Source organism: Arthrobacter sp. UYP6, from assembly GCF_040547315.1.
GTDB lineage: Bacteria > Actinomycetota > Actinomycetes > Actinomycetales > Micrococcaceae > Arthrobacter_B.
The window spans coordinates 60303-74034 of sequence record NZ_JBEPPM010000017.1 but is presented as its reverse complement, the minus strand read 5'-3'; the positions used below and the strand labels follow the sequence as shown (position 1 = coordinate 74034).

Annotated in this window: 10 protein-coding genes and 1 pseudogene; 4 read left to right on the top strand and 7 right to left on the bottom strand. The window is 64.4% G+C overall.

The genetic code is table 11. The annotated features are described in order from the left end of the window. Positions 1–156 precede the first annotated feature (156 nt). The gene (locus ABIB35_RS14460; RefSeq protein WP_354182422.1) at positions 157–1449 is read left to right on the top strand and encodes a lytic transglycosylase; all 1293 of its coding nucleotides are present in this window, start codon (positions 157–159) and stop codon (positions 1447–1449) included. Positions 1450–1531: 82 nt separating this feature from the next. Further along, positions 1532–3712, top strand: coding sequence for a Stk1 family PASTA domain-containing Ser/Thr kinase (locus tag ABIB35_RS14455; RefSeq protein ID WP_354182421.1), 2181 nt, complete (start codon positions 1532–1534; stop codon positions 3710–3712). Positions 3713–3812: 100 nt separating this feature from the next. Here ABIB35_RS14455 and ABIB35_RS14450 read toward each other — a convergent pair whose 3' ends face one another. Both ABIB35_RS14450 and ABIB35_RS14445 read right to left on the bottom strand, forming a co-directional pair. Continuing rightward, entirely contained in the window at positions 3813–5210 is a 1398-nt protein-coding gene (locus ABIB35_RS14450) for a class II 3-deoxy-7-phosphoheptulonate synthase (protein ID WP_354182420.1), read from the bottom strand. Between the two features lie 453 nt (positions 5211–5663). Beyond that, positions 5664–6338 (bottom strand): annotated as a pseudogene (locus ABIB35_RS14445) (lysophospholipid acyltransferase family protein); the annotation flags it as partial. Positions 6339–6505: 167 nt separating this feature from the next. Here ABIB35_RS14445 and ABIB35_RS14440 point away from each other — a divergent pair. Then, on the top strand, positions 6506–7267 hold the full coding sequence (locus tag ABIB35_RS14440; protein ID WP_354182419.1) for an alpha/beta hydrolase: 762 nt from the start codon (positions 6506–6508) through the stop codon (positions 7265–7267). Beyond that, positions 7264–7944, top strand: a complete 681-nt coding sequence (locus tag ABIB35_RS14435; protein WP_354182418.1) for a hypothetical protein — start codon at positions 7264–7266, stop codon at positions 7942–7944. Before ABIB35_RS14440 ends, ABIB35_RS14435 begins: the two co-directional genes overlap by 4 nt. Here the strand turns inward: ABIB35_RS14435 and ABIB35_RS14430 are convergent. From ABIB35_RS14430 to ABIB35_RS14410, 5 genes are all read right to left on the bottom strand, one after another. Further along, entirely contained in the window at positions 7941–8942 is a 1002-nt protein-coding gene (locus tag ABIB35_RS14430) for an ROK family protein (RefSeq protein ID WP_354182417.1), read from the bottom strand. The two genes, ABIB35_RS14435 and ABIB35_RS14430, sit on opposite strands and share 4 nt — an antisense overlap. Further along, positions 8939–10447: a glycoside hydrolase family 3 protein gene (locus ABIB35_RS14425; RefSeq protein ID WP_354182416.1), complete on the bottom strand. Its 1509-nt coding sequence runs from the start codon at positions 10445–10447 to the stop codon at positions 8939–8941. The genes ABIB35_RS14430 and ABIB35_RS14425 overlap by 4 nt, the downstream gene beginning before the upstream one ends. Then, positions 10444–11310, bottom strand: coding sequence for a carbohydrate ABC transporter permease (locus ABIB35_RS14420; RefSeq protein WP_354182415.1), 867 nt, complete (start codon positions 11308–11310; stop codon positions 10444–10446). Before ABIB35_RS14420 ends, ABIB35_RS14425 begins: the two co-directional genes overlap by 4 nt. Further along, positions 11307–12284: a carbohydrate ABC transporter permease gene (locus ABIB35_RS14415; protein ID WP_502915795.1), complete on the bottom strand. Its 978-nt coding sequence runs from the start codon at positions 12282–12284 to the stop codon at positions 11307–11309. The genes ABIB35_RS14420 and ABIB35_RS14415 overlap by 4 nt, the downstream gene beginning before the upstream one ends. 80 nt (positions 12285–12364) lie before the next feature. Continuing rightward, a complete protein-coding gene (locus ABIB35_RS14410) occupies positions 12365–13723 on the bottom strand; it encodes an extracellular solute-binding protein (protein ID WP_354182413.1) in 1359 nt (452 codons plus the stop codon). Positions 13724–13732 lie beyond the last annotated feature (9 nt).

Genomic DNA, 13732 nt, shown 5'->3' with positions numbered 1-13732 from the left:
AAATAACTTCTGTCACACTCGCACCACTGTTACCACTGTTATGAGTGGTTTCCCGAGTTGCGGTAAAGGCCGCGCCGTCTACAGATGAGGAAACAACCCTTTATGACTGCTCAGTCGATTCAGGGAAGCAATTCCCCGCGTTCCATTTCAAGGGGAATGCCACGCAAGCTCAGTGTTGCCGTAACCACGGCGGCCATTCCGGCGGTGATGATGTCAGCACTCGCTCTTGCTGAACCGGCTCAGGCTGCCCCCGTCCACCCGGATGCCACACTTTTCCCGCAGCTCCCGCTGCAGGCCATCAAAAACCTGACTGCCGTGACGACCAACAACCTTGTTGCTCCCTCACAGCTGGCTACCCAGATTCCCTTTACCATTGCCGCCGAATCCAGCGTGCCGGCCACACACCGGATCGAAGCCGGAGACACCGTCAGCTCAATTGCGGCTCGTTACGGTCTGTCGCAGGATGAAGTGCTCCGCGTGAACAACCTCCAGAGCAGCTCCCTGATCTTCGCCGGCGAAGAACTGCGCCTGCCCGGATCGGTTTCTTCCGCTCCCTCAGCACCCGCCTCCACCGCTGGGGCATACACGGTGGAAGCCGGCGACACCCTCAGCGGCATTGCAGCCGCGCACGGCGTCAGCCTGGACAGCATCCTGGCAGCCAATGGCCTGACTCTGACCTCCATCATCCGCCCGGGACAGGAAATCTCCCTCTCCGGCGGTGCGGCACCTTCAGCGGCACCGGCCGCGGCTGCTCCCGCCGCGTCCGCCGCAAGCCACACCGTGGAGGCCGGCGACACCCTCACCGGGATCGCTGCACGCCACATTGTGGGCCTGGCCGAGCTTATGTCGGCCAACGGCATGGACGAGGGCACCGTGCTGCACCCGGGCGACGTCGTCGTCCTGTCCGGCGGCGGCTCCGTTACCACGCTCTCCAACGCACCTTTGGAAGCTGCACCGGCGGATCTGATACCGAACACGTTCCTGCATTACACCTACCCGGACCATGTGGTTGCCGACGCCAACGTGAATAAGCAGGCACTCAACAACACCGCGGTGCCTGCCCGTGCGGAAATGCAGCAGATTGTTGCGCAGACGGCCGCAGAGATGGGCGTTGATCCCGCTCTGGCGATGGCCTTCTCCTTCCAGGAATCAGGCTTTGACCAGCGGGCTGTCTCCCCCGCCAATGCCATCGGCGCCATGCAGGTTATCCCCAGCTCCGGCGACTGGGCCTCCGATCTTGTGGGCCGCCCGCTGAACCTGCTGGATCCCTATGACAACGCCACCGCGGGCGTTGCCATCATTCGGTCCCTGATCCGCACCAGCGACAGCCTGGAGACCGCCGTGGCTTCCTACTACCAGGGCCAGTATTCAGTCACCACCCAGGGCATGTACGAGGACACGCGGGGCTACGTTGCCTCGGTGCTGGCACACCGCCAGTCCTTCTCCTAGCGGCTCCGCCACTCCACGCAGGGCAGGGTCCGGATCGGGTGTCGATCCGGACCCTGCCCTTTGGCACACGTAGGATCTAAGAGTGCATGAACCCGTGAATGACCCCTTAGTCGGCACCGTAGTTGATGATCGCTACCAGGTGCTGTCCCGTATTGCCCGCGGCGGAATGTCCACGGTCTACTTGGCCACTGACCTGCGGCTGGACCGCGATGTTGCGCTCAAGGTGCTGTATCCGCATCTGGCCGCCGACCGTGGTTTTCTGGACCGGTTTGAACGCGAAGCCAAGTCCGCCGCCCGGCTGTCCCACCCGCACGTCGTCGGTGTCCTGGACCAGGGGTTCGCCGAAAACCTGGCCTATCTGGTGATGGAGTATGTCCCCGGCAAGACGCTGCGGGAACTGCTGGAAACCCGCACGCGGCTCTCCCCGCGTCTTGCCCTTGCCCTGCTGGACGCGGTGGTGGACGGGTTGGCCGCCGCCCACGACGCGGGACTGATTCACCGGGACGTCAAGCCCGAGAATGTCCTGCTTGCCGATAACGGCAGCATTAAAATCGCCGACTTTGGCCTTGCCAGAGCCGTATCCACCAGTACCAATACCGGCACGCTGGTGGGGACGGTTGCCTATTTGGCGCCTGAGCTGGTGACCGGCAGCGGCGCCGACGAGCGCAGCGACGTGTATTCAGCGGGCATCATGCTGTACGAAATGCTCACCGGCGTCCAACCCTTTACCGGCACCGCACCTATCCAAATTGCCTTCCAGCATGTCCATTCCACGGTGCCGGCGCCCTCGGTACTCTGCCCCGGCCTGGCCCCGGACCTGGACGAGCTGGTCCAGTGGTGCACGGCCCCGGACCCCGACAACCGCCCGGTCGACGGCAGGGCGCTGCTGGGCGAGCTGCGCCATATCCGCACCTCGCTCAGCGACGCCCAACTGGACTTCCATTGTTCCGGCCCGGTTGAACAGGACCAGTCAGGGACACAGCATCCGGCAGGTTCCGATGCCACCGAAGCGCTGGACCCGTTCGCCACCACCGCCCTTAACCGGTCTCCGGCCGGCGCCACTGAAGTCATCTCGGCAGCGGGCGCGGCCTCCCGCGGCGCCGGAGCCTATCCCACTGAGGTCATCCGCCGCAGCGACAACGCCACCTCCGTATTCCCCGCCGGCGGGTGGACGGGCGGCGGCGGCCAGGAGCCGCCCTCCGGCCCCGGCGATGATGACCGCCGTAACGAGCACGACGACGACGTCCCCCCGGAGAGCGCAGCGGCGGGAACCCGTGCGCAGCGGCGGGCGGCCCGACGGGAGGCTAAGGCCTTCCATCGGCAGAGCAGCCGCGAGGCGCACCGGCCGGAAGTGTCCCTGCGGCGGGGACGACCCCGCAGGCGTGGGGCGCTGCTCGTGGTTCTTGCCGTGCTGCTGATCGCCGCCGCCGTTTTTACCGGATGGTTCTTTGGCCGCGGGCCCGGCGCCGTGGTCACCGTTCCGGACGTCGCCAATGTCTCGCAGGAAGCCGCCGGCGCTCTGCTCAGCGGGGAGGGGCTGAAATACTCCACCAGCGAGGTCCATGATGAGATTGTCGTGGCCGGACTCGCCGTCGGAACGGATCCCGATGCCCCGGCGGAGATCCGGCGCTTTCACCCGGTGACCCTGCTGATCAGCAAGGGTCCCGAACTCTTCGACGTTCCCAACGTGGTGCAGCGCACCGCGCAGGCTGCCACGGAGAACATCACGGATGCCGGCCTCACTGTGGGAGCGGTGACGGAGGAATACAGCGAGACCATCGACGCCGGCAAGATCATCAGCCAGTTCCCGGCTCCGGACACACAGCTACGGCGCGATACAGCGGTGAATCTGGTTCTCTCCCTGGGCCCGGCGCCCGTGGAGGTCCCTTCGATTGTTGGTAAGTCCGAGGAGGAAGCAGTGCAGATCCTCAAGGAGGCAGGCCTGAGCGCCGAGGTACTTCCCGACCGGGTGAACAGCAGCGACGTGCCGGACGGGTCGGTTGCCCTGCAGGCTCCCGCCTCAGGGATGGTGGACCGCGGCTCCGCAGTCACGCTGACCCTGTCCAAGGGGCCGGTTATGGTGCAGGTTCCCAACGTGGTGCGCAAGTCCCCCGAAGATGCACGGGCCCAGTTGGAGGGACTCGGCTTCCAGGTTCAGATCAGTGAACTGCTCGGCGGCCTGCTGGGTATCGTCCAGTCGCAGGATCCCAGTGGCGGATCCATGGCGCCGGAGGGATCGGTCATCACGCTGCGTGTGGTCTAACAACACCTGACACAGCAGAAGGGCACGCCCGGCGGGCGTGCCCTTCTGCTGTGTCAGGGGCTTGCGTCCAGGTCTCGCCCGGACAGAGTCCCGGTGCCGGTTAGTCCCCCTGGCGGGAGAGCGCCCCGGCTACCAAAAAGGCCATCTCGAGGGACTGCATGTGGTTCAGCCGCGGGTCGCAGACCGATTCATAGCCCTCAAGGAAGGCCTCCTGGTCGATCGGGTCCGCGCCGCCAAGGCACTCGGCAACGTCGTCGCCGGTCATTTCCACGTGCAGGCCGCCCGGGAACGTGCCCAGCGAGTTGTGCACTTCAAAGAAGCCGCGCACCTCGTCCATCACGTCGTCAAAGTTGCGTGTCTTGTACCCGTTGGGCGAGGTGACAGTGTTGCCGTGCATGGGATCGGTCACCCACAGGACCTGTGCACCGGAGGCGGTGACCCGCTCCACCAGCGGAGGCAGCTTCTCGCGGATGTTGTTCGCGCCCATGCGGGTGATGAACGTCAGGCGTCCGGGCTCACGATCGGGATCCAGCTTGTCGATCAGGGCGAGGGCGTCCTCGGGCTTGGTATTCGGGCCAAGCTTCACACCAATCGGGTTACGCACCTTGGAGAGGAACTCCACGTGGGCGGAGTCCAGGTCGCGCGTACGCTCCCCGATCCAGAGGAAGTGTCCCGAGGTATCGTAGGGCTGCCCGGTACGGGAATCGATGCGGGTCAGCGCCCGCTCGTAATCCAGCAGCAGGGCCTCGTGGCTGGCAAAGAATTCCACCCGCTTCAGGGCCTCAAAATCGGCACCGCAGGCGTCCATGAAGCGGACGGCGCGGTCGATCTCCCGGGCCAGCGATTCGTAGCGCGAATGCGCCGGATTGGAGGTGAACCCCTTATTCCAGTGATGCACCAGGCGCAGGTCCGCAAACCCTCCCTGGGTGAAGGCTCGGATGAGGTTCAGCGTGGACGCGGACGTGTGGTAGGCGCGGACCATCCGAGCCGGGTTGTGCTCACGGGACTCGGGGGTGAAGTCATAGCCGTTCACCATGTCCCCGCGGTAGGCCGGCAGGGTCTGTCCTTCACGCGTCTCGTCGTTCGAGGAGCGGGGCTTGGCAAACTGGCCAGCCATGCGGCCCATCTTGATCACCGGCACCGACGCGCCGTAGGTGAGGACAACGGCCATCTGCAGGATGGTCTTCACCCGTGCACTGATCTTGTCCGCTGTGGCACCGTCGAAGGTCTCCGCGCAGTCTCCGCCCTGCAGCAGGAACGCTTTACCCTGGGCCGCTGCGGCCAGCCGGGTACGGAGGATATCCACCTCGCCGGCGAAAACCAGCGGAGGAACCATCGACAACTCAGCGACTGCTGCCGCATAACCGGGGTGCTCGCGCCACGATGGCTGCTGCGCGATCGGCAGGGACCGCCAGTCATCCAGGCCGGGATAATCCGCCGCGCCCGGGCGAGCGGCGGTGGAAGAATCTAACGCGTTATCAACTGGAGTGTAAGTCACGCCTTTAAGGGTACTGTCTGGAACGCCTTGGGGCAGAAGCGGCCGGCGACAGGACGTAACGTAGCGCCCGGGACGCGCAATGCTTGCACTGCGCCACGGCCGTCCTTAGGCGCTGTGCGGCTGCGTATCTTCGGGCTCTGCACCGTTTTCCGTGCGCGGGGTCTTCCTGCGGCCGATGGTGGTCACGGAACCTGGCTTCCGGATGGACCTGCGGGTGGAGGGTTCCTGGACGTCACCGGCTTCGGTTTCCTGGCCAGGTACGGGAGCACCGGCGGCAGCAGCGCCGTCGTCGATTGTGCCATGGGAACCGGGAGCGGTTGCCGGACGGGCACGGCCGCCGGGCTCGGCAGGCCTGCCCCCGTCAGGGGTATCTCCGGGAACGGTCGGGCCGGACTCGGGAACGCGCACTGCCGCACTGCGGGCTTCGGCGCCCTTGGAGACTTTACGCGCGGCTGCCTGCTTTTCCTTCATGGTGCTGGCGTAGACATCCACGTATTCCTGACCGGAAAGGCGCATCAATTCATACATGATTTCATCGGTTACCGAACGCTGGATAAACCGGTCGTTCTCCATTCCGGCGTAGCGGGAGAAGTCCAGCGGTTCCCCCACGATGATGCCAATCCGACGGATGTTGGGGATTTTGCGGCCAATCGGCTGAACCTTGTCGGTGCCGATCATGGCGACGGGAATCACCGGTACTCCGGTTTTCAGCACCAGCTTGGCTACCCCGGTCTTGCCCCGGTACAGCCGTCCGTCGGGGCTGCGCGTGCCTTCCGGATATATGCCCAGAAGCCCGCCGTTCTCCAGGACGTCCACTCCTGCACTCAGGGAACTGGCCGATGCCGCACCGCCGGAGCGGTCCATCGGAAGCTGATTGGTGAGCCGGAAGAAGGCAGCTGTGAGCTTGCCCTTGATGCCCTTGCCCGTAAAGTACTCGGACTTGGCCAGGAAGCTCACGGGCCGTGGCACCGCCAGCGGCAGGAAGATCGAATCGGAAAAGGACAAGTGGTTGCTCACCAGTACGGCGGGACCGGTTTCGGGCACGTTGTTCATGCCTTTGACCCAGGGCCTGAAGAGCAGATTGACCACCGGCCCGATGAAAATGGTCTTCATCACCCAATAGAACACGTAAGCCAGCTCTCCCGTCCGGACATAACAAATCAGGGACCCGGTTTGGTTTCCCCTCTCTACTCTATGCGCCCACTTGCCCGGGCTGAATTTCCGGCGCTCGGAAGGGGGGCAACTTTGGGCCTTGCAGGGGTGGAAAAGCAGCTTCCGGATGCAACCATAGAGATATGACTTCCCCACCGGGCGCAGCCGCCTTTTCCAGCGACGGGCAAGGCGCAAACGCCTCCACCGGCGTTCTCCTGAGTCACGGGTTCACCGGGTCCCCCGTCAGCCTTGCGGCATGGGCCCGGCACCTCTCAGAGCAGGGGTACGCCGTGAGCCTGCCTCTACTTCCCGGGCACGGAACCACGTGGCAGGAACTGGCCCGCACCCCGTGGGAATCCTGGTACGACGCTTACGACCAGGCCTATCAGCAGCTTGCCGCCCGGACCGACCGGGTTGTTGCTGCCGGCCTGTCCATGGGAGGCACCCTGGCACTCCGCCTCGCCGCGCACCGCCCGGTGGCGGGGGTGGCAGTGGTGAACCCAGGCCTGACCATCGATGATCCCAGGGCCCGGTACTCCGGACTGCTGAAGTATGTCCTGCGGTCCGTGCCAGCCATTGCCAACAGCATCAAGCTCGAGGGCCAGGATGAAGGCGCGTACGGGCGGACCCCGGTTGGCGGGGTGCACCAGCTGATGCGGCTGTTCAAAGACACGACGGCGTCACTGCCGCGAATCAGCGCACCGGTGATCGTGTTCCGTTCCACCGTGGATCCAGTGGTTCCGGAGTCCAGCATGGACGTCCTGCGCCGCCATCTGGGCAGCGACTTGGAAGTGGTTCCCTTGGAAAACAGCTACCATGTGGCCACTATGGACCATGACGCCCCCATAATTTTTGACCGTTCCCATCAGTTCATCCAAAGGATCAGCGCAGGTGCTCCAGCATGAAAGAACGTGAACCGGAACGCAACGAATCCACTGACGAAGCGGTCTGGCTGGATCTCGTTTCGCGGCTGCAGAACATGCCGGCCGATGAAACCCACGGCGGCCGGAACGCGGTGGCGGCGCCCCGCACGGGCACAACGGACGGACCTGATGCACCGGACGACCAACCGCAAGGGCAGGACGGGCGCGATGTTCACGGCACGCCGGATCCCTCCGCGGGTGCCGCGGTTCCCCCCGGTGTCAATGGTTCCCCGGTGTCAGGGCAGGGCACCGGCTCAGGGCAGGGACGGGACGGGGGAAGCCGTGCCGCTTCCGATACCGGCCCCCACGGCTCGGTGCACCGCTCCGCCGCTGAGCGGACCCGCGCCATCTTCGAGAACCAGCCGTTTCGCAGCATGCCGCCCAGGGGGCCGCGGGACTACGACGAGCCGGAGGAACTCGAGTCCGAAGGCGAATTTGTTCCGCCCGAACCCCCGCCCTTCAGCACAGGCGAACCCCTGGTGGTTCTGGCGTGGGCGGGAGCCCTGGGCGGGCCCGTCCTGCTGCTGCTATTCGCCATGTTCTGGCGCAACGCTCCCCTGGCCGTCATCCTGGGCGTGATCGCCCTCTTTGTAGCGGCTGCCGGCTACCTTCTCTTCCGGCTTCCCTCCCACCACGACGACGACGGAGCGGCGGTTTAGGGGTACCCGGACACCAAGTCAATGGCGTCCGGATCACCCGCGGCTCCGTCCGCACTATCCGCACTCGTCCCTCCCTCCGCAGCGACGGAATAGCCTGCTCCAATCAGGGCTGCTCCCACTGCAGCGGCGGGAAAGCCGTCCGGAAGGAAGCTGGTCCGGTCAGCAAGTGCCAGCGAGGCAACAAATTTGGAGGCCTCGGCCGACCGTTTCAGGCTCTTCCTGATCCCCGCCAACAACTGCGGCCCCAACGCGGTCAGTCCGCCGCCAATCACCACGGATCCTGCTCCGGCGCCCAGCGCCAGTATCTGGATCGCCGTTGCGGCGCCGTCGTGGACGCCCGCCAGGATCCGGACAGCCTCGGGGTCCCCCGTCGCAGCGGCGCTACTCAATGCCGCCGCCGGCAGCGGATCATCGGTGGGCCAGAGCCGCGCAATGGCTGAACCCGAGGCCAGGGTCTCCAAGCATCCCCGCTGACCGCACGCACACAGGATGCCGTCCGGCCGCAGGGAAATATGGCCAATCTCTCCGGCTACGCCGTTACTCCCCCGCCAGATACTTCCCTCACGGACAAGCCCTGCCGCTAACCCGGTGCCTAAATTGAGATACGCAAACAGCGGTTCCCGGGCCCCCGCCGTCGTACTCCACCACTGGTGGGCGCCTAAGGCAGCGGCGTTGACATCGTTCTCCATCGTGACGGCAGCGCCCAGTCGGCGGCTCAGGAGAGCCCCGAGGTCAAGTGTTTCAAAGCCAAGGTTCACCGCGTGCGAGACCATCCCGGAGACGTGGTCAACATGACCCGGAATACCTGCCCCGATTGACTCAAAGCTCCCAAAGGCACGGCCGCAGCGGGAGCGGACTTCTTCCGCTGCTTCCACCACCGAAGCAACCACCGCCGTTGCCCCGTATCCGGTTGGCACAGTTGTTTGGTGGAGGATGCGGCCCTGCGCTACTGCAACCACTTCGGTTTTTGTTCCGCCAATATCTATCCCCAGCCTCATTCGGCTCCTCCTGCGGTGCCTGTGAGCATCTGCAGAAGAGCGCCGCTCACCAGCTGTGAAGCTCCGAAGGTACAAATATCTGCCAGTGAGCCGTCGGCTGACGGCCAGCCCATTTCCACGACGATGAGGTCCAGCTCCTGCCTGCGGAGCTCACGGACCAGTGTCCGGGAGCTCGGCTGAAGGTGGAGGCCCCTGCCTACCAGGGCGGTCCTTGTGCCCGCAGGAACCCGCGGCAGCGGCCCGTCGCTGCGAACGACTTCCACGTCCACCTGCCCGGGCAGGTCTCCTGCCACGGAGGCCGGGCCCCAGGGGACGTGGCCAACGGCCATGTTGGCCAGGGTGTCCAGCTGGAGAATCCTGGTTGGCGCATCGGAGCGGCCCAGCCAGGTCCTGGCCGCGGCGGAGAGGCTGAAGGCAGCGGCCACTGCCTTTGTTGCGGGCGGCGCAGGGGGTTCCGTTCTGCGCGCCTGTTGGTGCTCTTGCCTCGAATCGGGCTGCTGCTGCGCCGGAGTACTGCCGGAAAGCCGGGATACCCGTTCGGCGGCCTGACCAAGACGGTCGCGGCTGAGCTCACCGGCTGCCACCGCGTCCATGATCCGCTCAACAATCGTGGTGAACTCCTCCTCGGTCGTATCGGAGCCTAGGCAGAGCAGATCACAGCCCGCTGCCAGCGCCCGGATAGCGGCCTGCGGGACTCCGCTCTCACCGCTGGCTCCGTACATGTCCAGGGCATCCGTGACCACAACACCGGTGAAACCAAGGTCCCCGCGCAGCAGGTCCTGCAGAATTGCCCTCGAAAACGTGGCCGGGTTCAGGGCATCCAGGGCCGGCACCAGAATGTGGGATGTCATGATGGCAGCGGTCCCGGCCGCGATTGCCGCGCGGAACGGTGCCAGCTCACGCGTATGGAGGAGCTCCAGGGGCGCATCGAGGACCGGCAGCGACAGGTGGGAGTCCTGTCCGGTGTCTCCGTGGCCTGGGAAATGCTTGGCGCAGGCAGAGGTGCCTGTTGACTGGAGCCCTCGGATCCAGGCAGCCCCATGGCCGGCAACCAGCGCCGGAGCTGAGCCGAAGCTGCGCACCCCGATCACCGGATTTTCCGGATTGGAGTTAATATCGACCACCGGGGCCAGGTTCATGGTGCAGCCGGAGAGGCGGAGTTCGGCGCCGATTGCTTCGGCGGAGGAGTATGTTTCTGCCTGCCTGTCCCATCGTCCAAGGACCGCGTTGCCGGGGTGGGGCGAGCCTGCTGCGTAGTGCAGCCGGGTCACGTCTCCCCCCTCCTCATCCAGGGCGATGACCGCCCCGGGGCGGGCGTTATGCAGGGATGACGCCAGTTTCCTCAGCTGTTCGCCGGAAACAACGTTGCTGCCAAACAGGCAGACCCCCGCGAGCCCGTTCCGCAGTTCCGCCAGAATCCAGTCCGGTGCCCGCGTCCCGGAGAACCCCGGAAGCAGTGTGCCGCTGACCAGGCCGCGCAGTGCGGAGTCTTTGGAGGCTCTCATCCTTTCACCGCTCCGCCCACAAGGCCGCTGCTCATGCGCCCTTGAACGAACAGGAAGAAGATAATGACCGGAACTGCCACAAGCGTGGAGGCCGCCATCACCTGACCCCAGTCGGTTTCCCTGCTGGCACTGGACTGCAGGAAGCTGCGCAGCCACAACGGGATGGTCTTGCTTGAATCGCTGGTCATGACCACCAGGGCAACGGTGAACTCGTTCCAGGCCTGCAGGAAGGCATAGACCCCTGACGCCACCAGGCCCGGAGCCAGCAGCGGCAGGGTTATCCGCATAAATGCCTGCGTACGGGTGAGTCCGTCCACCATTGCCGCCTCCTCCAGTTCCACGGGAATGCCGGCTACGAACCCCCGGAGCATCCAAATGGTAAAGGGCACCACGGCTGCAATGTAGAGAATGCTGATTCCAATTACTGAGTTGAGCAGATTGACACTGGCCATCATGCGGTACTGCGCAATGAACAGCCCCTCGGCGGGAAGCATCTGGACCAGCAGCAGGGCCAGGACAAACCCCCGGCGTCCGCGGAACCGGAAACGGCTGATGGCCAGCGCACCAAGGAACGCGAAGAAAAGGCAGCAGACCACGGTGATGGAGGTGACGGCCAGGCTCACGCCCAGGGCCGAGAAGAAGCTTCCGGAGGCGGTGACGGCACGGAAGTTATCCCAGGACCCGCCAAAGGGAAGGAAGGTGGGGGTGCCGGCCTGCAGGGTGAGGTTCGGAAGGAATGCTGAGTTGAGCATCCAGTAGACCGGGAACACCCAGATTGCCGCAACGAGAAGCCCGACGGCGCCCCACACCCAGGATGAGGGCTTCAGGGAACGGCGGCCCGGGGGTCGGATTGAACTGCTCATGCTGCTTCGTCCTCTCGAATCATCCTGCGCACGTAAAACCAGCTCACGCCCAAGGTGAGGGCCAGCATGAAGATCGACACTGTGCTGGACATGCCGAAGTCTCCTGCTCCTGTTCCCAGCTGATGGATATAGGTACCCAGCAGGTTGGTTTCGCTGGGGACAGACCCGGCATCCTGCAGAATCTTGATCTGCGCAAAAACCCGGAGGTCCCAAATGACCTGCAGGAGCATCACGATGGCCAAAACCGGACGAATCATGGGAAGGGTGATGTGGCGCAGACGCGCAAAACCGCTGGCTCCGTCCATCTGTGCCGCCTCCAGCACCTCATCCGGCACTTGGGTGAACCCGGCATACACGGTGAAGGCCACAAAGGGAACACTCATCCAGGTCACAATGATGACGGCCACCAGGTAGAAGGTGAGGGGTGAGGCGAGCCAGTTGAAGTTCTGGAAATCCAGTCCGGCTTCGGTGAGCAGCCAGTTCACCACGCTGCGCCGCCAGTCGAAGAGCCAGATCCAAACGGTCATGGCTGCCACCAGGGGCATGGCCCAGGCCAGCAGGAGGGAGGTTTGCAGGATATTCCTGACCACCTTGTTGACCCGTTTCAGAAGCAGGGCAATCCCTACACCAAGCACCATGGTGGAGCCGGCGGATACCAGGCAGAACGCCAGGGACCGGGCCACCACAATCCAGGTATAGGGGTCCGACACCAGATCCAGATAATTTTGCAGCCCCACGAATTCAGGGGGTTTGCCGAACTGCTGGGCCAGGCCGAACTGCTGGAGCGAGGTGACGGCCTGCCATACGAGCGGATAGCCCAGTGCGGCCGCCAGGACCAGCAGCGAGGGAATCAGCAGGGCATAGGGAGCGAGCTTTCCAGACGGTCGACGGCGCGGGGTCCGGTGTCCCGGGGCGGGTTTGCCTGAAGTCTTGGGCGGGGATTGGAGAGTCGCCACGGACCCGCCTCCTTTCATATGCGGAAAAGACGCGCGGTGCCGAGATTCCCCGGCACCGCGCTGGATATTGCGGCACGTGATGCCGTGCCGTGCATGCCCTAGCCCTTGGTGTTGAGCATGGGCGTGATCTTCTTGTCGTATTCCTCCGCCAGCGCCTTCAGATCATCAGTGGTGGCGATCTTTCCAAAGAACTCCTCCATGACGGAGGCGCCCTCTACAGCAGCCCAACCTGGCGCGGCGGGGGTCAGCTTGGAGTTGGAGGCGGCTTCGATGGCTGCCGCAGCAAACTGGTCATCGCCCAGGCTGGAGACGTAGTTTTCGTTGGCCGGGCCCAGACCCGCCTCACCGAGCATGTTCTGGTATTCCTCGGAGTAGACGATCTTCAGGAGTTCCCGGGACAGCTCCTGGTTTGGAGAAGCGGCCGAGATGCCGATGTTGGAGCCGCCGGCGAAAACAGGTGCCGGCTTTCCGTCGTTGCCCGGCAGGGTGAACGCGCCGAAGGTTTCGTCATTCCATTCACGCGCGGGTTTGCCGTCCGCGCCGGTCACCAGGTCGCCGATGGAGCCGTGGGCCCAGCCCGGAGCCATGATGGTTGCGGCGGCCAGGGAGGTGGATCCGGTGGCTACGCCCTCCTCGTCCAGGATTTCGTCCTTGTCGTTGATGTACAGCCACGGGGTGACGTCTTTGGCATCCGAGGGTGCCTTGGAGGCGTTGCGGTATATCTCCTGCAGCTGTTCCAGGCCCTTGATGGTCTTGGGGTCCGACAGCGTGGAGGTCCAGGTGGCGCCGTCCTTTTTCGCCAGCTCACCGCCGTTGGCGAATACCCAGGAGATGCCGTTGCGCCAGTCCTGACCGCCGAGGAAGAAACCGGAGAAGTTATCGATTTTGCGGGGGTTCTTCTCGGTGATCTCCTGAACAGCCGTGTTGAACTCGTCCAGCGTCGTGGGCTGTGCAACCCCGGCCTCGCTCCAGACGTCCTTGCGCTGGAACATATAGCGGGCACCGAAGTAGTACGGCAGGGTGTAGTTTGCTCCGTCGACTTCGCCCACCTCCACGAAGGACTGCAACAGGGACTCCCCGCCCAGCTCCTCGTACATGTCCGAAATATCTGCAAACGCCCCAACATTTGTGAACGTGGGAGACTGCGTATTGCCCAGCTCCACAACATCGGGCGTGTTGTTGGCATCGGGCAGCGAGGTAGTGAGCTTGGTGACCAGGTCACCCCAGGACTGCTCCTCGATCACCAAGGTGGATCCCGTGGTTTCTTTGAACGTTGTCTTCAGATAATCCCGTAGTTCATCGTTCGTATCCCCTCCCGCCAGCCAGAGGGTGATTTCCTCCGCTGCTTCGGCGGAAGAGTTATTGGTGGATCCGGTGTCATCGCTCCCTGAGCTGCAGGCTGCGAGCATCAGTGCCGATGCTGTGGCAACAGCCAGGATTCCATGTCGTTTTTTCATGTGCGGGCT

Excerpts from the sequence above, each read along its gene's own strand:
- ABIB35_RS14460 (WP_354182422.1), top strand. The coding sequence starts at position 157 with ATGCCACGCAAGCTCAGTGTTGCCGTAACCACGGCGGCCATTCCGGCG.
- ABIB35_RS14440 (WP_354182419.1), top strand. The coding sequence starts at position 6,506 with ATGACTTCCCCACCGGGCGCAGCCGCCTTTTCCAGCGACGGGCAAGGC.
- ABIB35_RS14435 (WP_354182418.1), top strand. The coding sequence starts at position 7,264 with ATGAAAGAACGTGAACCGGAACGCAACGAATCCACTGACGAAGCGGTC.
- ABIB35_RS14430 (WP_354182417.1), bottom strand. The coding sequence starts at position 8,942 with ATGAGGCTGGGGATAGATATTGGCGGAACAAAAACCGAAGTGGTTGCA.
- ABIB35_RS14425 (WP_354182416.1), bottom strand. The coding sequence starts at position 10,447 with ATGAGAGCCTCCAAAGACTCCGCACTGCGCGGCCTGGTCAGCGGCACA.
- ABIB35_RS14420 (WP_354182415.1), bottom strand. The coding sequence starts at position 11,310 with ATGAGCAGTTCAATCCGACCCCCGGGCCGCCGTTCCCTGAAGCCCTCA.
- ABIB35_RS14415 (WP_502915795.1), bottom strand. The coding sequence starts at position 12,284 with ATGAAAGGAGGCGGGTCCGTGGCGACTCTCCAATCCCCGCCCAAGACT.
- ABIB35_RS14410 (WP_354182413.1), bottom strand. The coding sequence starts at position 13,723 with ATGAAAAAACGACATGGAATCCTGGCTGTTGCCACAGCATCGGCACTG.